This is a genomic window from Kitasatospora sp. NPDC001119, from assembly GCF_053598475.1.
Genome location: NZ_JBSFKI010000041.1, coordinates 31,605 through 51,191, shown reverse-complemented (window position 1 = coordinate 51,191; position 19,587 = coordinate 31,605). Strand labels below are relative to the sequence as shown.

General features: G+C 72.3%; 17 protein-coding genes. 2 read left to right on the top strand and 15 right to left on the bottom strand.

Annotated elements, in window-relative coordinates; translation table 11 throughout:
- The 12 genes from ACWDD9_RS35775 to ACWDD9_RS35720 form a co-directional block, all read right to left on the bottom strand.
- Positions 1-1,257: an MFS transporter gene (locus ACWDD9_RS35775; RefSeq protein WP_380782125.1), complete on the bottom strand. Its 1,257-nt coding sequence runs from the start codon at positions 1,255-1,257 to the stop codon at positions 1-3.
- Entirely contained in the window at positions 1,254-2,603 is a 1,350-nt protein-coding gene (locus ACWDD9_RS35770) for an amidohydrolase family protein (protein ID WP_388044121.1), read from the bottom strand. The genes ACWDD9_RS35775 and ACWDD9_RS35770 overlap by 4 nt, the downstream gene beginning before the upstream one ends.
- Complete coding sequence (locus ACWDD9_RS35765) at positions 2,600-3,853, bottom strand: ATP-grasp domain-containing protein (protein WP_049648966.1); 1,254 nt, start codon at positions 3,851-3,853, stop codon at positions 2,600-2,602. Before ACWDD9_RS35765 ends, ACWDD9_RS35770 begins: the two co-directional genes overlap by 4 nt.
- Positions 3,854-3,931: 78 nt before the next feature.
- Positions 3,932-4,879, bottom strand: a complete 948-nt coding sequence (locus ACWDD9_RS35760; RefSeq protein ID WP_449813921.1) for a transketolase family protein — start codon at positions 4,877-4,879, stop codon at positions 3,932-3,934.
- Positions 4,876-5,694 (bottom strand): thiamine pyrophosphate-dependent enzyme, encoded by an 819-nt coding sequence (locus ACWDD9_RS35755; RefSeq protein ID WP_049648968.1) that lies wholly within the window; start codon positions 5,692-5,694, stop codon positions 4,876-4,878. The genes ACWDD9_RS35760 and ACWDD9_RS35755 overlap by 4 nt, the downstream gene beginning before the upstream one ends.
- Positions 5,691-7,544 carry a M20/M25/M40 family metallo-hydrolase gene (locus tag ACWDD9_RS35750; protein WP_449813920.1) on the bottom strand — a complete coding sequence of 618 codons (1,854 nt, stop codon included), beginning with the start codon at positions 7,542-7,544 and terminating at the stop codon, positions 5,691-5,693. The genes ACWDD9_RS35755 and ACWDD9_RS35750 overlap by 4 nt, the downstream gene beginning before the upstream one ends.
- Positions 7,541-8,593 carry an N-acetyl-gamma-glutamyl-phosphate reductase gene (gene argC / locus ACWDD9_RS35745; RefSeq protein WP_074000676.1) on the bottom strand — a complete coding sequence of 351 codons (1,053 nt, stop codon included), beginning with the start codon at positions 8,591-8,593 and terminating at the stop codon, positions 7,541-7,543. The genes ACWDD9_RS35750 and argC overlap by 4 nt, the downstream gene beginning before the upstream one ends.
- A complete protein-coding gene (locus ACWDD9_RS35740) occupies positions 8,586-9,905 on the bottom strand; it encodes a DegT/DnrJ/EryC1/StrS aminotransferase family protein (RefSeq protein WP_449813919.1) in 1,320 nt (439 codons plus the stop codon). Before ACWDD9_RS35740 ends, argC begins: the two co-directional genes overlap by 8 nt.
- Positions 9,905-10,534, bottom strand: a complete 630-nt coding sequence (locus ACWDD9_RS35735) for a PLP-dependent aminotransferase family protein (protein ID WP_049648972.1) — start codon at positions 10,532-10,534, stop codon at positions 9,905-9,907. Before ACWDD9_RS35735 ends, ACWDD9_RS35740 begins: the two co-directional genes overlap by 1 nt.
- A 14-nt stretch (positions 10,535-10,548) precedes the next feature.
- Entirely contained in the window at positions 10,549-11,418 is an 870-nt protein-coding gene (locus ACWDD9_RS35730) for a RimK family alpha-L-glutamate ligase (protein WP_049648973.1), read from the bottom strand.
- Complete coding sequence (locus ACWDD9_RS35725) at positions 11,415-11,603, bottom strand: lysine biosynthesis protein LysW (protein WP_049648974.1); 189 nt, start codon at positions 11,601-11,603, stop codon at positions 11,415-11,417. The genes ACWDD9_RS35730 and ACWDD9_RS35725 overlap by 4 nt, the downstream gene beginning before the upstream one ends.
- 116 nt (positions 11,604-11,719) lie before the next feature.
- Positions 11,720-11,878 (bottom strand): hypothetical protein, encoded by a 159-nt coding sequence (locus ACWDD9_RS35720; RefSeq protein WP_158077651.1) that lies wholly within the window; start codon positions 11,876-11,878, stop codon positions 11,720-11,722.
- Positions 11,879-12,016: 138 nt separating this feature from the next.
- Between ACWDD9_RS35720 and ACWDD9_RS35715 the strand changes: the two genes are divergently transcribed.
- Complete coding sequence (locus ACWDD9_RS35715; RefSeq protein ID WP_449813918.1) at positions 12,017-13,063, top strand: LuxR C-terminal-related transcriptional regulator; 1,047 nt, start codon at positions 12,017-12,019, stop codon at positions 13,061-13,063.
- A gap of 57 nt (positions 13,064-13,120) precedes the next feature.
- On the opposite strand, the gene ACWDD9_RS35710 is transcribed toward ACWDD9_RS35715, so the two are convergent.
- Both ACWDD9_RS35710 and acnA read right to left on the bottom strand, forming a co-directional pair.
- A complete protein-coding gene (locus ACWDD9_RS35710; RefSeq protein ID WP_117487773.1) occupies positions 13,121-14,428 on the bottom strand; it encodes a glycoside hydrolase family 18 protein in 1,308 nt (435 codons plus the stop codon).
- Between the two features lie 192 nt (positions 14,429-14,620).
- Entirely contained in the window at positions 14,621-17,266 is a 2,646-nt protein-coding gene (acnA, locus tag ACWDD9_RS35705; RefSeq protein WP_049648977.1) for an aconitate hydratase AcnA, read from the bottom strand.
- Positions 17,267-17,917: 651 nt separating this feature from the next.
- Here acnA and ACWDD9_RS35700 point away from each other — a divergent pair.
- Positions 17,918-18,451 (top strand): superoxide dismutase family protein, encoded by a 534-nt coding sequence (locus ACWDD9_RS35700; RefSeq protein WP_117487775.1) that lies wholly within the window; start codon positions 17,918-17,920, stop codon positions 18,449-18,451.
- A gap of 53 nt (positions 18,452-18,504) precedes the next feature.
- Here ACWDD9_RS35700 and argF read toward each other — a convergent pair whose 3' ends face one another.
- Positions 18,505-19,506: an ornithine carbamoyltransferase gene (gene argF, locus ACWDD9_RS35695; RefSeq protein ID WP_049648979.1), complete on the bottom strand. Its 1,002-nt coding sequence runs from the start codon at positions 19,504-19,506 to the stop codon at positions 18,505-18,507.
- Positions 19,507-19,587: the final 81 nt, after the last annotated feature.

Sequence of the window (19,587 nt, the reverse complement as noted above, 5' to 3'; positions counted from 1 at the left end):
TCAGGCGGACGCGGCGCCCACGGCGTCCGAGCTGCCCGCCTCCGCCTCCTGGGCCGCCGCGGCCTCGGTGCCCTCCGCCCGGCCCACCAGGCAGACCACCGCGCAGCCGGCGGCCACCACCGCGTCGACGTACCAGTTCGCGCCCGGCACCCCGGCGGAGCGCGACAGGTCGAACAGCACACCGGCGAGCACCGAGCCGGCCATGTTCCCGGCGCTGCGGAAGAAGTGCATCGCCCCCATCGCCTTGGCGAGTTGGCGCTCGGGGACCTTGCGGGCGATCCACATGTCGAAGGACGGCACGAAGAGGATCTCGCCCAGCACCACCGTCAGCGCCCCGACCACCACCCAGGCCGCGCCGCGCCCCGCGCCGAGGGCGGTGAACGCCACCGTCATGCCGGTGAGGCCGATCGCCATCACCACGGCCGGGCTGAACCGGCCGATCAGGAACTTGAACACCGGGTACTGGAGCACCAGGATGCTCAGCCCGGTGATCCAGAACGGCGAGGACGGCGCCCACTGCGGCACGTACCGCTCCATGTGCAGCGGGATGCCGACGATGAAGCCGATCGACAGGAACCAGAACACCGCCGACAGCAGGAAGTAGCGGGTGGCGCCCCGGATGTCGATGCCCTTGAACACCGCGGTGGAGAACAGCGGCTTGCGGGCCGCCGCCCCGGCCCCGGGCTCCACCGGCGCCGGGGGCTGGAAGCCGTCCCGGGGGATGAAGGACGAGGCCGCCAGGCAGAACGCGAGGAAGATCGCGAACACCACCGAGAACAGGGTGCGCAGTTCGACGTCGGCGAGCACGGCGCCCAGCATGGCGCCGCCGAACACGCCCACCTGACCGGCCATCTGGAAGGTCGAGAAGGCCTTGGGGCGCTCGTCGTCGGGGTAGGAGGCGAGGACGTTCTTCAGGCCGGGGAAGGAGGTGCCGGAGCCGAAGCCGATGAAGAAGGCGAGCACGGCGTAGACCAGCACCCCGGTGCCGAAGCCCATCAGGCCCAGCGCCACCGCCTCCAGGGCGGTACCGAGGAAGACCGCACCGCGGATGCCGATGCGCAGCGCCACGCCCTCGTAGAAGAAGGTGGCGAGCAGCCGCCCGACGTACGTCATGGCCATCACGACGCCGGCCCAGAAGCCGCTGTCCACCCCGCCGAGCGAGGCCACCAGCACGGGGAACCAGATGTAGCTGCCGGTGTTGGCGAGCAGGATGCCGGCGTTGACGCCGATCAGCGCCCGCTTGCGGTCGACGGTCACAGGGCCGCCCCCTCCTTCGTGTCGTGCGTCGTCGTGCCGGCCGCCGCGGCGGCGCGGAGCCCGGCGATGGCCCGGGCGACCGCCTCGCGGTCGATCGGTGTCCCCCGCACGACGGTGGCGGTGGGCAGCGCGGAGAGCGGCCGGCCCGGGGCGTGCAGGTTGTAGGTGGCCGGCGCCCCGACGCTGATCGGGTGGGCGGCGCCGGACTCGCCGCGCAGCTCGTCGAAGTAGCGCCGGCCGCCGACGGTGGCCTGGTGGCGCAGCGCGTCGGCGAGCGAGGGGTCGTCCCCACGCAGCAGGTCGAGCTCGCCGAGCAGGGAGTAGCCGTGGTAGGCACCGGTGTTGCCCGAGTCGGTGCCGACCAGCAGGTTGCCCTCGCGCAGCGCGGCCAGCGCGTTGCGGCGCATGTCGCCCAGCGCGCCGGTGCGGGTCTCCTGGAGGCCGTAGGTGATCCCGTACGGCTGCTCCAGGCCGCGGACGGCGTCCAGGTTGCGGACGTCCTGGGTCTCGGCGAAGCCCTCGCGGCCGTACGCGGCGAGGAAGTCGTCGGCCGTCATGACCATCGGGCGGAGCCCGGAGAGGGTGGAGACGAACCGGGCGCCGGCCAGGTCCTTCCACTCGGCGTCGCCGAGGGTGCGGTCGCGGACGGTGTGGGCGAAGAGCCGGAAGCCGCAGTCGTAGGCCCAGCGGGTCTCCTCCAGGGTGTTGCAGTCGATCACCGCGGTGATGCCGCGCTCGGCGGCGATCCGCGCGGTGAACCGCAGCACCCGCTCCGACAGCCGGGAGAAGCGCACCTTGGAGCCCGGCTGCTCGGTGCCGTCGGTGAACATGACCTTGAGGAAGGTCGCGCCGCGCTCGGCGTTGTTGCGCAGCGCCTGGTCGAGGTCGGCCTCGACCGCGAGCATGTACACCGGGGTCGGGAACTCCACGCCGTGGCCGGAGAGGCCCGCCGCGTTGGTCATCGCCGTCACCGCGTAGCCGCAGTGGACCAGTTCGGGGTACGGCAGGTCCGAAGCGGCCCGGCCGGCCTCCCAGGCGTCGGCCACCATCGGGTAGCCGAACATGTCCACCACGTGGGTGACGCCGTGGTAGAGGTACTGGAGGGCGATGATCCGCGGGTCCTCGGCGGTGTCGTCGAAGTTGGCGGGCAGGGCGATGTGGGCGTGGGTCTCGGTGTAGCCGGGCCACAGCTCCGGCTCGTCGCCGCGGCGGGTGCCCGAGGGCTCGATCCGGGTGAAGACCCCGTCCTCGACGGTCACGTCGAACAGCGCCTCGGCGTCCAGGGCGGGGACGGCCACGCCCGACAGTACGGCGGGCCGCCGCTGCTCGGGGGTGGCCGCGCTCACCGGGCCACCTCGACCGACAGGCGCAGGTCGATGCGGTCCAGGCCGTCCTGGCAGCGCTTGGCGGCCTCGTCCCGGTCGCCGCCGGTGAAGATGATGTGGCCGATCCAGTCGAAGTTGCTGCGGGACAGCCGGTTCACGGCCGTGCCGGGCTTCTTGTAGCCGAGGGCGCTGTGGAAGCCGGGCAGGTCGGTGAGGGCGTCGAAGCCGATCGCCTCGACCGTCCCGGCGACCGGGGAGCCGAACCAGTGGCCGCTGGCCGTGGTCTCACGGGGGAAGGCCAGCTCGGGCCGCTCGCCGAGGGCCTGGCGGATGACCTCCAGGTACGGGTCCACGCCGGAGGTGATCTCCATCAGGGTCGGCACGATCCCGCCGGCCAGGCGGCCGTTGACCTCGCACAGCACCGGGCCGTCCGGGCCGAGCAGCCACTCGGTGTGGATGAAGCCGAAGTCCACGCCGAGCCCGTTCAGCACGGCGGTGGTGGCGGCGAACAGCTCCTCCTGGAGCGGGTGGCCGCTGAAGTAGGTGAGGCCCATCTCGATGAAGTACGGGAACCCGCTGAGCGAGCGGTCGGTCAGGCCGAGGTTGACCACCTCTCCCCCGGCGAGCACGCAGGACTCGACGGAGATCAGCTCGCCGGTGACGAACTCCTCGATGACGATCTCCGGGATGCGCACGACGCCGCGCCCGTAGTCGGCGACCTGGGCCAGCTCGGCGAGGTACTCGCGCAGGTCCGCCTCGTCCTTGAGGTGCAGGACGTGGAGGCTGGCGGTGCCGTCGGAGGGCTTGGCCACGCAGGGGAAGCCGACCTCGCGGACGGCGGCCTCCACCTCGGCCGGGTCGGTGGCCACCGCGAAGCGCGGCTGGCGGATGCCGGTGCCGGCCAGGGTGGTGCGGGTCAGGTGCTTGTGCCGGGCGTTGCGGGCGCCGTCGACGCTCATGCCGGGCAGGCCGAGCGCCTCGGCGACGGCGGCGGTGTGCACGGTGTGGTACTCGCTGTACGTGGTGACGCCGTGGATCGGCTTGGCCTCGTGCAGCCGCCGCGCCAGGTCGGTCAGCTCGTCGAGGGAGAAGGCCTGCTCGCTCTTGACGACCTGGCAGTTCGGGTGGGCGTAGGCGGCCTCGGTCAGCGGCGAGACGCTGAGGTAGAAGTCGGGGTCGACCGAGACCAGGGTGACGTCGTGGCCCAGTTCCAGGGCGTTCGCGATACCGGCGATCCCGTTCGGGTTGCACTCGATCATGAGGATGTGCATGGCTGTGCTCCTTTTCGGACTGTGGCGGATCAGGGGATGACGGGGGGCGGGGGCGCGGCGGACGCGGGCCCCGGCGGCTCAGCGGACGCAGGCTCCGGAGGCGGCCGGCAGCCGGCCGGCGCCGGCCCGGGCCACCGCGGCGAGCACGGCGGGCAGCGAGAGCCCGACCGCGGCCATGACCTCCTCGTGGTCGCCGCCGGTGGACGGCCAGGTCAGGTCCGCGCTCGCCGCGGTGACCTCGCACCCGGGCATCAGCAGCGCGAGGGCCTCGGCCGCCCCGCCCTGGGCGCGGTGCTCCTCGACCACGACGAACCGCCGGTGGTGGCGGGAGAGTTCGGCCGCGGCGCGGGCCAGGTTCGGGTGGTCCAGGTAGACCAGGTGGGCGTGGCCGGTGCCGGGGCGGGCCTCCCGCGCGGCCAGCGCCAGGCGGGTGCCCTCCTCGCCGACCGACACCAGGCAGACCTCGCCCGGCTCGGCCCGGGACTCCCAGGTGACCAGCGGCGCCCGCTCGCCCTCCCGGTCGAGCGAGCGGTACTGGGCGTTGCGCCCGGTGCGGATGTAGTGCGGTCGGCCGGAGCGCACGGCCTCGCGGACCACCGCGCGCATCTCCGCCTCCCCGTAGGGGGCGGCGATGACCACGCCCGGGATGCTGCGCAGGACGGCGAGGTCCTCCAGGCAGTGGTGGGTGGTGCCGAACCAGGCGCCGGAGACGCCCGCGTACGGCGCCACCACGGTGACCCCGGCGTTCAGGTAGCCCAGCGTCAGCTTGAGGCTCTCCGCCGCGCGCAGCGCCGCGAAGGGCGCGAAGGTGCTGACGAAGGGCTTGTACCCGCCCGCGGCGAGGCCCGCCGCCATGTCGACCATGGCGCCCTCGGCGATGCCGAGGTTGAAGAAGCGGTCGGGGTGGGCGGCCTGGAACGGGTGGCCCTTGCCGCCGAGGTCCGCCTCCAGGCAGAGGATGGTGTCGTCCTCGGCGGCGAGCCCGGTCAGCTCGTCGCGGTAGGCGTCACGGCCCGAGAGGGTCATCGGATCGCTCGCTTCCACTTGGCGGCGCGCGTGGCGTCGATGGTCACGTAGTGGGAGCCGGCCTTGCCCTCCACGGCGGGCACGCCCTTCCCCTTGACGGTGTTCGCGATGACGGCCAGCGGCCTGCGGGCCCCGGCCCGGTCCCCGGCGAGCAGCCCGGTGAGCGCCGCCAGGTCGTGCCCGTCGGTCTCGGCGACCTCGAACCCGAAGGCGGCGAACCGCTCGGCGAGCCGGGGCAGCGGCGAGATGTCGGCCACCATGCCGTCGTTCTGGCCGCCGTTGCGGTCGACCACCAGCACGAAGTTGCCCAGCTCCTGGGCCACGGCGACCTGGCAGGTCTCCCAGACCAGGCCCTCCTGGAGCTCGCCGTCGCCCGCGACGGCGATGCCGAGTCCGCTCCGGCCGCCGATCCGGCGGGCCATCGCCCAGCCGGCGGCGTACGGGACGCCGTGGCCGAGGCTCCCGGTGGGGAAGCGCACGCCCGGGACCTTGGGGCCCGGGTGGCCGGTGAACGGCTCGCCCGCCAGGCCGTAGCGCGGTGTCGGGTCCTCCGGGAGGACGCCGCTGACGTGCAGGGCCGCGTAGAGCCCGGCGGCGGCGTGGCCCTTGCTGAGCACGACCTCCGTACCGTCCCCGGCCGAGGCCCGGTGCAGCGCGGCGATCAGGATGTCCAGGACGGACAGGCTGCCGCCGAGGTGGCAGCCGCGCGGCCCGGCGGCCATGTCGACCACCAGCCGGCGGGCCCGTACGGCCCGGTCGGCCAGGGTGGCCAGCAGGTCGTCCCCGGTCTGCGGCGGGGCGAGCAGGGTGCTCATCGACGGCTCCCCTTGGGCAGGGCGAACCACCGGTTGACGGCGTCCGCGAGCAGCGAGCGGGCGGTGCGGTACTCCATGGCGCCGATCCGCTCCTCGTCGGTGTGGTCCAGCGAGGAGTCGCCGGGGCCGTACGCGACCATCGGCACGTCCCGCCAGGTGGTGGCCAGGGTGTTCATGTCCGAGGTGCCCTTCTTCACGACGAAGCGGGGCCGGATGCCGGTGTCCGCGAAGGCCCGGCTGAAGACCTTGACCAGGGAGCTGGAGCGGCCTCCGACGTACCCGGGGGTGGCCCGCAGCACCTCGATCTCCACCCCGGGCCGGACCTGGTCGAGCGCGGCCGAGCGCAGCGCGTCGAGGTCGGCCGTGGGCGGCACCCGGAAGTTGAGGATCCCGGTGGCGTGGTGGTGCTCGCGCCCGGTCCGGCTGCTGATCTCGATGACCGCGCTCAGCGCGTCGGTCGCGTGGGCCAGCACGGCCGTCCGGATGCCGCCGAGCGCCTCGATCAGCAGGTCGGGGGCGGAGACCGCGTCCTGTCCGGCCGAGTGGCCGCTGGACACCGAGGCGGTCACCTTGAGCTTGAAGAGCCCGAAGTAGCCGAGCGTCAGCTTCTCCGAGCCGCTGGGCTCGCCGATGACGACCGCGTCGGCCGGGTAGTGGTCGCGGACGTGGAACGCGCCCTTGGAGGAGGAGATCTCCTCCTCGACCGCGCCGACCACGCACAGCTGGCCGTCCTCCGGGATGTCCGCGTGCGCGAGCACCTCCAGGAAGTTGGCCAGGCAGCCCTTGGCGTCCACGCTGCCGCGGCCCCACAGTTCGCCCTCGCGCCACTCGGCCGGCCAGCGGTGCGGCACGGTGTCGAGGTGGCCGAGGAGGAGCAGCCGGCGGGGCCCGATGCCGCGGCTGGCGACGAGGTTGCCCGCCTCGTCGACGGCGGCGTCCATGCCGCGCTCGCGGCACCACTCGGCCAGCAGGGTGGCGAGTTCGGCCTCGTCACCGGAGACCGAGGGCACCGAGACCACCCGGGTCAGCAGGCTCAGGTCGGCGGAGGGCTCGCGCACCCGCCAGAACCTGGTCCAGTTGGCCGGCTCGGACATGGTGTGCGGCCCGGTGATGGCCACGTCGGCGCTGCCCTCCAGGGCGATCTCGGCCGCGCGGACCTTCTGCCGCATGCGCCCCGCGGCGTACCGCGCTCCGTCGCCCGGGTAGGCGTCGGCCAGCGTGGAGCGCGGGTCGTCCTTGTCCGTCAGCAGTCCGGCGGTGCCGGTGACCAGCCGCAGATGGTCGGCGTCCAGCGCGTTGGCGAGGACCGCCGCGAGCACGTCGGCGTCCACGTTGAGCGGGGCGCCGCCGTCCGGGTCGGCGACCGGCGCGGACAGGCAGACCAGGTCGTACGTGTCGAGCAGGGCGTTCAGCCGGGCGGTGTCCACCTGGGCGGGCACGCCGGCCCGGTGGTCGCGGACCACGATCGGCCGGCCCTCGGCGGACAGCGCCTTGAGCGGCCGGTTGGCCCGGCCGGTCACCAGGGCGCCGCGCGCCGCGACGGCGGTGAAGACGCCGAGCCCGAGGGCCCGGGCCTCCCGCTCCACGGCGGGCAGGGTGACCCGCTCGTAGGCGTCGACCAGGTGGGTCATCTCCTCGGGCGGGCAGTAGCGCACCTCGTCGCCGTTGGCGAGCCGCAGCTGCGGCATCGGGCGGGCGATCGCGCGGTAGTGGGCCTCGATGCCGGTGGCACCGCCGGCGACCAGGAGCACCCGGGCGCCCCGGGCCACCAGGTCGGCCAGCTCCTTGTGGATCGTGCCGTGGTCGAGCGTGGCGCTGCCGACCTTGATCACGTACAGCGGACGGCTCACGGCGACACCGCCGTGGTGGGCAGTCCGGTCGTCTCGTCCAGGCCGGAGATCAGGTTCATCGCCTGGATCGCCTGGCCGGCCGCGCCCTTGATCAGGTTGTCCAGGGCCGCCACCGCGACGCACTGGTCGCCGCGCACCGCGACCGCCACCTCGGCGACGTTCGAGCCGACGACCGCCTTGAGCATCGGGAAGTCCTGCGCCGCCTTGGGGGCCGGCCGGACCCGGACGAAGGGCTTGCCGAGGTACGCCTTGGCGTAGGCCCGCTTGACGTCCAACGCCGTGACGCCGTCCCGCAGTTCGGTGTACGCGGTGACCATGATGCCGCGCGACACGTCCAGGCTGTGGGTGGAGAACCGCAGGTCCACGGCGGCGCCGGTCAGGTCGGCGATCGCCTGCTGGACCTCCGGGGCGTGCCGGTGCCCGTGCAGCTTGTGCACCCGGATGTTGCCGCTGCGCTCGGCGTGCGGCTCGCCGCCGCCGCGACCGCTCCCGGTGGAGCCGGTCTTGGCGTCGACCACGACCCGGTCGGTCGCGAGCGAGGCGGCGAACATCGGGTAGAGCGCGTAGATGGTGGTGACGGCCATGCAGCCGGGCAGGCTGATGAACCGCTCCTGCGGGACCTCGGGGCTCAACTCCGGTATGTAGTAGGCGAAATCCTCGCTCGGCGGGTTCGCGGCCGTCCTCGGGTAGTGGGTCCGGACGTCGTCGCCGTCGCGGAGCCGGAAGTCGCCGCCCAGGTTGAGCACCCGCTTGGCGTTGTCGGCGATCAGCGGCAGCTGCTCCGGCAAGGTGCCGGTCGGCAGGCAGCCGAAGGCGACGTCGACGGGGCCGGCCTCGGCGAGCTGCGCCAGCGGCCGGAGCGTCAGCGAGCCGGCCCTGGGGTGGTTGCGCAGCCACGGGTGGACGCTGCCGACCGTGGCACCGGCGTTGCGCTCCGCGGAGAGGAACGCGAGCTCCACCCCGGGGTGTTCGAGCAGCAGCCGGATGACCTCGCCACCGGTGTAGCCGCTCGCGCCGATGACGGCGACGCGGATCTTCTGGTCAGCCAAGGCGGGCCGCCTTCTCCCACGGACGGCGGTGGTCGCCGCTCTCGACGAGCTTGCGGATGGCGTCCGGGCGCCGGGCGACCTTCCGGAAGGCGTCCGCGTAGCGCAGGATCCGCTCGTACTCGACCGGGGAGCGCAGCTCGCGGCAGAGCACCAGGGTGCTGTCGAGCATGCCCAGGGTGACCGGGAAGTCCTCCGGCCGGTGGTCGCGCACGGCGTCCGGGTTGAGCGAGAACGGGTAGCCGTTGCCGAAGCCGTCGCGGTGCCGGAACGGCAGGTGGCACGGGATCGGGGTGTTCTGCCACTCGCGGGCCGGCACGCCCTCGGCGACCAGCAGCTCGTGCACCGCCTCCTTGACGGCGTGCACCGGCAGGTCCTCCAGGCCGACGGCCTCCGGGTGCAGGGTGGTCCGGTACATGTTGTACGCGTGCACGTGCCCGTCCGGGACGTGCGGCGGCGTGAACAGGCCGGTCCCCGTCAGGGCCTCGCCGAGCAGGGCGGCGTTGCGGGCCCGGATCTCGTCGTAGTACGGCAGCCGGGCCAGCTGGCTGGTGCCGAAGGCGGCGGCCACCCAGGACATCCCGTAGTCGATGGCGTGGCGCTCCAGGTAGGCGACCGCCCGGCCGTACGCCTCCTCGGTGGCGTAGAAGGCGATGCCGCCCTCGCCGCCGAGCGGGAAGTTCTTGTCGGCCATCAGGCTCTGGCCGGCGGCGTCGCCGAAGGAGCCGGCCACCCGGTCGCCGATCTTCGCGGAGTGGGCGTGCGAGGCGTCCTCAACGAGGGCGATGCCGTGCTTGTCCGCGAGGGCGCGCAGGGCCGGCACGTCGGCGGGCAGGCCGTGGACGTGCACCGGCATGAGCGCCCTGGTCCGGGGGGTGATCGCGGCGGCCGCGGCCCGCGGGTCCATGCAGTAGGTGTCCGGGTCGATGTCGACGAACACCGGGATCGCGTGGGCGGCGACCACGGCCTGCGCGGTGGCGATGAAGGTGAACGCCGGGACGATCACCTCGTCACCGGGCTGCACGCCGGCGCCGACCAGGGCCATGTGCAGGCTGGAGGTGCCGCTGGCGGTGGGCAGGGCGTACTCGGCGCCGACGTAGGCGCGGTACGCCTCGGCGAAGTCGGCCACGACCTTGTCGGGCGACTGCCGCTGGGCGAGCATCAGGTTGAAGACGTCTTCCTTGGTGATGATCGGGAAGAGCGTGCGGCGCTGGGCCTTGGGGATCATCGCGCCGCCGCCGAGGGCGGCGAGCTCGTCGGCGAGGTCGGCTTCGGTGGGCAGGGGCAGGGGCGAGTTCGGGAAGTCGGTGATCATCAGCGTGCTCCGGAGCTTGCGGCGGCGGGGCGAGCCGCGTGGGTCAGGGCCATCCGTACGCAACCGGCCACCAGGGGGCTCAGCCGGTAGTTGAACTGCACCCCCGGCACCAGGTCCTCGTCGGCCTCCTGCTGGGTCCACATGGTGCGCAGGTCGTAGGCGCCGAAGATCTTCAGCCGCTCGGCCCGGGCCCAGAGCCGCTCGTCGTCGGTGAGCACGGCGGCGGCCGGGCCGAAGCCGAGCCCGCTCAGGTCCACCACCAGCGCGGGGGCGGTGGCTTCGGCGGTCAGCTCGTCCAGCCGGCCGGCGTTCTCGGGGGTCAGCGAGACGAGGTCGAAGGCGGCCGGGGCCTGCCCCTCGACGGTGACGCCGAGCCAGGCCAGGAAGGCCGTGGTGGCCTCGTCCGGCCCGGCCAGGGCGACGGTGTCGCCGTGGCCGATGCCCTGGCCGGCCAGGGCCGCGTGCAGGGCCCCGGTCCGGCTGTTCAGCAGGACGGCCTTGGCCCGGCCGGTCCGCTTGGTCAGCAGCCGCTCCAGGGCGGGCAGTTCACGGTCGCTCTTCTCGATGCTCATGACCACGCCCGAGGTGAGCACGCGGGCGAGCACCGTCGCGGTGTCGAACAGTTCCATGGTTCCTCTCCGGGTCACACGGCCGCGGCCGTCAGCTGCCCCGCCACGTAGGAGGCGAGGTGGCCGGCGACGTTCACTCCGTGCAGGGCGGAGGAGCGGGCGAATTCGGGGTTGGCGTTCACTTCCAGGACGAGCAGGTCACCGGTGGTCCGGTCCTCCACCAGGTCGACCCCGTAGAAGCCGGGGCCGAGGACGTCGACGATCTGGACGCAGAGCTTCTCCATCTCCGGGGTGATGTCGACGCGCCGCACCTCGGCGCCGAGGTGGGTGTTGGTGCGCCAGTCGTCCGAGACCCGTTGGATCGCCACGACCGGGGTGGTCCCGACGACGACCACGCGCAGGTCGTGGCCGGGCTTGTCGATGTACTCCTGCACGATGACGGGGAAGAGCTTCCCCGCGGCGTCGACGGACTCGCGCCCGGCGGCCCAGGCCTCCAGGCACGCGGCGTCCGCGAGCTTGGTGACACCGCGCCCCCAGGAGCCGCTGACCGGCTTGACCACCGCCGGCATGCCCAGCTCGGCGACGATCGCGCGCACCTGGTCGTAGCTGAAGGCGTGCCGGGTGTGCGGGTGGGGGATGCCGTGCCGGGCGAAGAGCAGGGCCTGCAGGCCCTTGTCGTTGCAGGTCTCGATGGTCGACGCCCGGTTGAGCGTGGTGATCCCGGCGTGTTCCAGGCGGCACGAGACGCTGATCGCGTCCCGGTGCGAGAGGTTGCGGATCAGGGCCAGGGCCGGCGGGTCGGTACGACCCGCCACCACGTCGGCCAGATCCTCCATGAGCAGTGGAGTCGCCGTCAGACCCTCCCCGCGCAACGCCCCGAGGAGGAGTTTCTCCTCGGGGCGCAGCATGGTGGCCGACAGCAGGACGCGGCCGGAGGAGGTCACTCGCCCCAGTCCTCTTCCACCTCGGGGGCCAGGTCGAGGCGGACGCCGGCCTCGGACTTCTCGACGACCTCGTGCTCCTGGCCGCAGGCCGCGCACTCGGTCACCTCGCCCCGCTCCCAGGCCTCGTCGACCTCGAAGTCGGTGTCGCACACCAGGCATTTCGGTACGGCAATCGCAGCGGTCATTTCTCTCTCCTTCTGAATGTCGGCGCGCCGATATCCGCGAAACGTGATTCGCAGCACTCCCGCAGGTCGGCGGATCGGCGCTACTGTCCAGGGGTGGCGGATTCCCGCCCGGCCGATCAGGCCCAGCCGGGGTCGCCCGGCAGGAGCGCCACGTCGCTGGCGGCAGCGGTGGGGGCGCTGCTGGGGGCGTCCGGCGCGGCGGAAACGACGATCACCGCGACGGCGGCCATAACGAAGGACGCGAGGATTCGACCCGGGAACCGCATGATCTTCATTTCCACCCCTAGATAGACCTATCCGTTCGTGCTGGGGGGTTTCCCCGCACACAGAGAGAATGCCTGGGAATGGGTCCTTGCCAGAAGAGATCCGATGGCTCAGGATCGTGCACTGCAAGATTCCGAAGGGGGTGGCACATGTGCGACATATCGGACGTCAGTGGCCCGGAGGCCCACCCCGGGCCCTGTGACGAGGGGATCACGTTCTACCGCAAGGCCGTCCTGTTGGGGAGGGCCCCGACGGCGGAGCCGCCCGCCTGCCTGACCGAGCTGGGGCTGCTGACGGCGGCGCTGGGCGACCCCTCGGTCCTGGTGCCGGTCCCGCCCGAGGTCGCGACCACGGCGCTGCTGCACCCGATGGAGCAGCAGATCCTCGAACAGCAGCAGCAGGTGGCCGCGATCCGGACCGCCATGTCCCAGGTCGAGAGCGTCTACCGGACGCTGCGCCGGGAGGGCCGGGACAACGTCCAGCGGCTCAGCGGCGCGGCGGTCATCGCCGCCGCGGTGGCCGAGACGACCCAGGCGACCGAGCGGGAGCTGCTCACCGCGCACCCGGGCGGCAGCCGGCCGACCGACGTCCTCGCCAGATCGCTGGTCCTCGCCCTGGACGCGCAGAAGCGGGGCGTCCGCCAGCGCACGCTCTACCAGCACTCCGTCCGGGCGCACTACCCGACGCTGGACTACATCAAGGCCGTCACCGAGGCCGGCATCGAGGTGCGGACCGTCGACGAGGTCTTCGACCGGCTCATCATCTGCGACCGCTCGGTGGCGTTCATCCCCGACAAGGAGCTCGAACACCACAACCACGCGCTCAAGGTCACCGACCCCGGCGTGGTGCACTTCCTGGCCTCGGTCTTCGAGCACGCCTGGGAGCGGGCCGCGCCGGTCGTCTACGAGAGCGACCAGCAGCGCCCGCCGCTGCTCACCGACGAGACCCGGCTGCGGGTGCTCCAGCTCATGGTGGACGGCTACACGGACGCCGCGATCGCCAGCCGGCTCGGCATCAGCTCGCGGACCGTGGCGAGCCACCTCAAGCGGGTGTCGGAGATCCTCGGCAGCAACAGCCGGGCCCAGCTCGCCTACCTGACGGCGCAGAGCGGCATCCTGGACGGCTCCCCGCCGCCCGCCCGGCAGCTCCGGGGCCCGCACGAGCAGCCGGCCGGGCCGACCGGCCCCACGGCGTAGCAGGGCCCGCCGCGGGGGCGTCCGCGGCGGGCCCTGGGTACGGGGAGGGGGGAGCGGTCAGTCGCGGCTCAGGCCGCGGTCCAGCGCGGCGATCGCGCTGCCCCGGGCGTCGTCGCCGTCCAGCGACCAGACCATCACCCCGGCCAGGTCGTTCCAGCGCGTGTACCGCGCCTTCTGGGTGAGCACCTCGGCGGTGTCGTAGCTGTAGAACGTGGTGCCGTCGTACTTCCAGGACGCGCCGTGGTCGCGGTCCAGGTAGACCTTGCCCGGCAGCGCGTTGATCTCCTGGTACGAGTGGTCGGGCGCGGACGCGGTGGCGCTCTGGAAGAGCCCGCCGCGCTTGCCGGGGGCGACGCCGGTCCAGCCGTGGCCGTACAGCGGGGCGCCGAGGACCAGCTGCTCGGCGGGCAGGCCGCGCTCCTGGTAGTGGTCGGCGGCCTGGTCGGCACTGCGCCGGCGCGGGTCCGGGTCGGTCGGGTCGGAGTACAGCGGGGCCTGGTGGTTGGCCGGCCCCTTGCCCTCCCACGGTCCGTGCAGGTCGTAGGTCATCAGGTTCAGCCAGTCCACCGACTCGCTCAGCTGCGGCAGTTCGAGCCGGTCGGCGACCGTCTCGTTGGCGGCCACGGCGGCGGTCAGCAGGTACTTCTTGCCCTTCCGGCCGCTCAGCGCGTCCAGCTGGTCGCGGAACTCCTGCATCAGCAGCGTGAAGTTGTGCCCGTCCTCGGGGCGGACCACGTTGCCCGCGTCCCCGCCGCCGCCCGGGTACTCCCAGTCGATGTCGATGCCGTCGAAGACGCCCGCGGCGGCGCCCTTGCCGCCCTCCGGGGAGTCCGCCAGGACCGGCAGGTCGCCTTTGACGTAGAGGTCGATGCAGGAGGAGACGAACTTCTTGCGGGCCTCGTCGGTGGCGGCCGCGTCGGAGAAGTACTTGGACCAGGACCAGCCGCCCAGCGAGATGACCGTGCGCAGCTGGGGGTTCTTCGCCTTGAGCTTGCGCAGCTGGTTGAGGTGGCCCTTCAGCTTCTGGCCCGGGGCGTCGGCCACGCCGTCCACCGACTCGGCGGCGGAGAAGGAGCGCTGGTAGTCGTTGCGGGCGTCGCCCTGGCCGGCCTCGTTGCTCTCGAAGCAGGTGCCCTCGGCGGAGACGTTGCCGAAGGCGTAGTTGATGACGGTGAGCCTGGCCGCCTGGCCGGACTCCTGGACCCTCTTCGCGGAGCTGTCGGCGCCCCACTGGGTGAAGTAGCCGACCCGTTGGCCCTTCAGCTTCGGGCCGTGCCGTCCGTCGGCGGCGTTGGCGGTGGCGGGGGCGGCGAGCAGCGCGGCGACGGTGGCGGCGGCGAGCAGGGCTGAGGCGCGAGTGGGCATACCGGACCTGTTCTCTGAAGCGGCGTCAAATGGTCTGGACCAGATGGCACAGAGGTTTAGTCCATCCGCCGTTCACCGCACAAGGGGGCGACCGCAACCGGCGCAGTATGCAAAAAGCTGGTGCGAGAAGCCGTCGCAAAAAAGAGGAGGCCGGACCGCGGGATGCGGTCCGGCCTCCTCAGAGGCTCATGCTCAGCCGATCAGCGAACGCAGCACGTACTGCAGGATGCCGCCGTTGCGGTAGTAGTCCGCCTCACCGGGGGTGTCGATGCGGACGACCGCGTCGAACTCCTTGTCACCGGCCTTGACCTTGACGGTCTTCGGGGTGCGGCCCTCGTTGAGCTCGGTCACGCCGGTGAAGGAGAAGGTCTCCTCGCCGGTCAGGCCGAGGGACTCGGCGTTCTCGCCCTCCGGGAACTGCAGCGGCAGGACGCCCATGCCGATCAGGTTCGAGCGGTGGATGCGCTCGTACGACTCGGCGATGACGGCCTTGACGCCCAGCAGCGCGGTGCCCTTGGCGGCCCAGTCGCGGGACGAACCGGAGCCGTACTCCTTGCCGGCCAGGACGACCAGCGGGACGCCGGCGGCCTGGTAGTTCTGCGAGGCGTCGTAGATGAACGACACCGGCGCGTCGGCCTGGGTGAAGTCGCGGGTGTAGCCGCCCTCGGTGCCCGGCGCGATCTGGTTGCGCAGGCGGATGTTGGCGAAGGTGCCGCGGATCATCACCTCGTGGTTGCCACGACGGGAACCGTAGGAGTTGAAGTCGCGCTTCTCGACACCGTTGGCGGTCAGGTACTGCGCCGCCGGGGTGCCCGGCTTGATGTTGCCGGCCGGGGAGATGTGGTCGGTGGTGACCGAGTCGCCCAGCTTGGCCAGGACGCGGGCGCCGGCGATGTCGGTCACCGGGCTCGGGGTCTTGGCCATGCCCTCGAAGTACGGGGGCTTGCGGACGTAGGTGGACTCGGCGTCCCACTCGAAGGTGTTGCCGGTCGGGACCGGGAGCGACTGCCAGCGGTGGTCGCCGGCGAAGACGTCCTGGTAGCCCTTGTCGAACATGGCCTCGTCGATGGAGCCGGCGACGGTGTCGGCGACCTCCTGCTCCGACGGCCAGATGTCGGCGAGGAACACGTCGTTGCCGTCGGCGTCCTGGCCCAGGGCGTCCCGGGTGATGTCGATGTTCATGTTGCCGGCGAGGGCGTAGGCGACCACCAGCGGCGGGGAGGCCAGGTAGTTCATCTTGACGTCCGGGTTGATCCGGCCCTCGAAGTTGCGGTTGCCGGAGAGCACCGAGACGACCGCGAGGTCGGCCTCGTTGACGGCGGCCGAGACCTCCTCGGGCAGCGGGCCCGAGTTGCCGATGCAGGTGACGCAGCCGTAGCCGACCAGGTTGAAGCCCAGCTTCTCCATGTACGGGAGCAGGCCGGCCTTCTCGTAGTAGTCCATGACGACCTTGGAGCCCGGCGCCAGGGTGGTCTTGACCCAGGGCTTGACGTGCAGGCCCTTCTCCACGGCCTTCTTCGCCAGCAGGGCGGCGCCCAGCATGACGGAGGGGTTGGAGGTGTTGGTGCAGGAGGTGATCGAGGCGATCACGACCGCGCCGTTGTCGATCTCGTAGGACGAGCCGTCGGGGGCGGTGACGGCGGTCGGCTTCGAGGCCTCGGCGGAGTAGGTCGGCAGCGCCTCGGCGAACCGCTCGGCGGCCTCGGCCAGGATCACGCGGTCCTGCGGGCGCTTCGGGCCGGAGATCGACGGGACGACGGTGGAGACGTCCAGCTCGAGGTACTCGGAGTAGACCGGCTCGTGCGACGGGTTGTGCCAGAGACCCTGCTCCTTGGCGTACGCCTCGACCAGGGCGAGCTGCTGCTCGTCGCGGCCGGTGAGCTTCAGGTAGTTGATGGTCTCGGCGTCGATCGGGAAGATCGCGCAGGTCGAGCCGAACTCCGGCGACATGTTGCCGATGGTGGCGCGGTTGGCCAGCGGGATGGAGCCGATGCCGTCGCCGTAGAACTCGACGAACTTGCCGACCACACCGTGCTTGCGCAGCATCTCGGTGATGGTGAGCACCAGGTCGGTGGCGGTGGTGCCGGCCGGCAGCTCGCCGGTCAGCTTGAAGCCGACGACGCGCGGGATCAGCATGGAGACCGGCTGGCCGAGCATCGCGGCCTCGGCCTCGATGCCGCCGACGCCCCAGCCCAGCACGCCCAGGCCGTTGACCATGGTGGTGTGCGAGTCGGTGCCGACGCAGGTGTCCGGGTAGGCCTGGCCGCCGCGGACCATGACGGTGCGGGCCAGGTGCTCGATGTTCACCTGGTGGACGATGCCGGTGCCCGGCGGGACGACCTTGAACTCGTCGAAGGCGGTCTGGCCCCAGCGCAGGAACTGGTAGCGCTCCTTGTTGCGGCCGTACTCGATCTCGACGTTCTGGGTGAACGCGTCCTTGGTGCCGAACTTGTCGGCGATGACCGAGTGGTCGATGACCAGCTCGGCCGGGGCCAGCGGGTTGATCTTGGCCGGGTCGCCGCCCAGCTCCTTGACGGCCTCACGCATGGTGGCGAGGTCGACCACGCACGGCACACCGGTGAAGTCCTGCATGATCACGCGGGCCGGGGTGAACTGGATCTCCTGGCTCGGCTGGGCGTTCTCGTCCCAGTTGCCGAGGGCGCGGATGTGGTCGGCGGTGATGTTCGCGCCGTCCTCCGTGCGGAGCAGGTTCTCCAGCAGCACCTTGAGGCTGTACGGCAGCCGAGCGGAACCCTCGACGGCGGAGAGCTTGAAGATCTCGTACGACTCGTCGCCCACCTGCAGCGAGCTGCGGGCGTCGAAGCTGTTCGCGGACACGACTGACTCCTTCTGGGTGCTTCGTGCGGTATCCGGCCGTCACGCGGTGGTAAGGTCAGCCTTACTTAGGCTTGCCTTGCCCGCATCGCCGGCGAGCGCCTCTCGGCAAGTATCTTGATGTCGAGATATATCCTAGGCGGCAGTTATCTCGATGTCGAGATAAACCATAGTGCATGCCTCGGCACACCGATCGTCCGGGCCGCACCGCTCGCGCTCCGGCCTCTTCGGCCGGACCGCACCGGCCACGACGGCGGCCGCCGTCAGCGGCACCACCACTAGCTCACCACCGGAACCGCCGGTCGGCGAGGGGGCGGCGTCGGCCGGCGGGGCCGTCCGCACTCTTTCCCCTCTGTTCGCGCCCGGTTCGCGTCCGGACCCGGTTCACCCCCGCGCCCGGACGGGTGTGGCGGCTCGCCCGCACGGGGTCCGGTGCGGGGTCCGGTCGGGGTCCGGCGCGGGGTCCGGCGCGGGGTCTGGTGCGGGGTCCGGCGCGGGGTCTGGTGCGGGGTCCGGCGCGGGGTCTGGTGCGGGGTCTGGTGCGGGCCGTCCGCCTGACGCACCGGGGTCCCGGGAGCCCGGAGCGGTGTCCTCCGGGCCGGGGCGCCGTTAGCAGGGGGACCCCCGTCGCCCCGCCCCCGGAAGGCCCGACCGATGACCGCTCCGCTCGCCGCCGCCCTGCTGCCGCTGGCCCTGCTCGCCCCCGCCGCCTCACCGGTCTCGGTCGTCGAGGCCGACTTCGACCCGGCCACCGCCTTCGTCCCCCCGGCGGCGATCAGCTACGCGAGCGACCTGGTGCCGTACGGCGCCCACGTCCGGATCGTCACCGACCGCTCGGTACCCGGGCGGACGGTGCTCACCCTGAAGGCCTCCGGACTCGCCCCCGGCCACGAGTTTCCCGCACACCTGCACACCGGCCGCTGCGGGGCCGACCCGGCCTCCTCGGGGCCGCACTACCAGGACGAGGTCGACCCGGTGCAGCCGTCCACCGACCCGGCGTACGCCAACGAGCGCAACGAGCTGCGACTGGCGCTGCGCACCGACGGGCGGGGCCGGGGCAGCGCCACCACCGTGGTGGGCTGGCAGCCGCGACCGGGCGAGGCGCGCTCGCTGGTGCTGCACGCGGGCACCCCGGCCGGCCCGCACGCGGCGGGCGACCGGGTGGCCTGCGTGAGGCTGGACGGCTGAGCCGCGCGGCCGCCGGGGCGGGCCCCAGGAGCGGGCACCCAGGAGCCGGTGCTTCAGGAGCCGAGGGTGGCGACCAGCACCGCCTTGATGGTGTGCAGCCGGTTCTCGGCCTGGTCGAACACGATGGAGTGGGCCGACTCGAACAGCTCGTCAGTGCACTCCAGCTCGGTCATGCCGGTCGCCTCGTGCATCTGCCGCCCGACCGCCGTGCCGAGGTCGTGGAAGGCCGGCAGGCAGTGCAGGAACTTCACGTCCGGGTTGCCGGTGGCCCGGACGGTGTCCATGGAGACCTGGTACGGCTTGAGCAGCTCGATCCGCTCGGCCCAGACCTCCTTGGGCTCGCCCATCGAGACCCAGACGTCGGTGTAGAGGAAGTCGGCGCCGGCCACGCCCTCGGCCACGTCCTCGGTCAGGGTGATCCGGGCGCCGGTCGTCCCGGCCAGGGCCTTCGCCGACTCCTGCACCTCCTCGGTCGGCCAGAGCGCGCGCGGGGCGACGATCCGGATGTCCATGCCGAGCAGGGCGCCGGTGATCAGCAGCGAGTTGCCCATGTTGGAGCGGGCGTCGCCGAGGTAGGCGAGCGCGACCTCCGGCAGCGGCTTGGCGGTGTGCTCGGTGACGGTGAGCACGTCGGCCAGCATCTGGGTGGGGTGCCACTCGTCGGTCAGGCCGTTCCAGACCGGGACGCCGGCGAACTCGGCCAGCTCCTCGACGATCTCCTGGCCGTGGCCGCGGTACTCGATGCCGTCGAACATCCGGCCGAGCACCCGGGCGGTGTCCTTGACGGACTCCTTGTGGCCGATCTGCGAGCCCGCCGGGTCCAGGTAGGTGGTGGTGGCGCCCTGGTCGTGGGCGGCGACCTCGAAGGCGCAGCGGGTGCGGGTGGAGGTCTTCTCGAAGATCAGCGCGATGTTCTTGCCGCGCAGCCGGGGCTGCTCGGTGCCCGCGTACTTCGCCGCCTTGAGCGTGGCGGCGAGGTCCACCAGGAAGCGGAACTCCTGGGGCGTGAAGTCGAGCTCCTTGAGGAAGTGCCTGTTCCGGAGGTTGAAGGCCATGCCGGGCTCCTGGGGTGACGGGACTGACGGACTGCGGAAAGCGGCAAGTCTATACGATACTCGGAATTTATATACGGAGCT

Bases quoted from the DNA above. Each gene is read 5' to 3' on its own strand.
- argF (WP_049648979.1), bottom strand. From the start codon at position 19,506: ATGGCCTTCAACCTCCGGAACAGGCACTTCCTCAAGGAGCTCGACTTC.
- ACWDD9_RS35700 (WP_117487775.1), top strand. From the start codon at position 17,918: ATGACCGCTCCGCTCGCCGCCGCCCTGCTGCCGCTGGCCCTGCTCGCC.
- ACWDD9_RS35760 (WP_449813921.1), bottom strand. From the start codon at position 4,879: ATGACCCTCTCGGGCCGTGACGCCTACCGCGACGAGCTGACCGGGCTC.
- ACWDD9_RS35755 (WP_049648968.1), bottom strand. From the start codon at position 5,694: ATGAGCACCCTGCTCGCCCCGCCGCAGACCGGGGACGACCTGCTGGCC.
- ACWDD9_RS35720 (WP_158077651.1), bottom strand. From the start codon at position 11,878: ATGAAGATCATGCGGTTCCCGGGTCGAATCCTCGCGTCCTTCGTTATG.
- ACWDD9_RS35765 (WP_049648966.1), bottom strand. From the start codon at position 3,853: ATGCACATCCTCATGATCGAGTGCAACCCGAACGGGATCGCCGGTATC.
- ACWDD9_RS35715 (WP_449813918.1), top strand. From the start codon at position 12,017: ATGTGCGACATATCGGACGTCAGTGGCCCGGAGGCCCACCCCGGGCCC.
- ACWDD9_RS35740 (WP_449813919.1), bottom strand. From the start codon at position 9,905: ATGATCACCGACTTCCCGAACTCGCCCCTGCCCCTGCCCACCGAAGCC.
- ACWDD9_RS35735 (WP_049648972.1), bottom strand. From the start codon at position 10,534: ATGGAACTGTTCGACACCGCGACGGTGCTCGCCCGCGTGCTCACCTCG.
- ACWDD9_RS35725 (WP_049648974.1), bottom strand. From the start codon at position 11,603: ATGACCGCTGCGATTGCCGTACCGAAATGCCTGGTGTGCGACACCGAC.
- ACWDD9_RS35710 (WP_117487773.1), bottom strand. From the start codon at position 14,428: ATGCCCACTCGCGCCTCAGCCCTGCTCGCCGCCGCCACCGTCGCCGCG.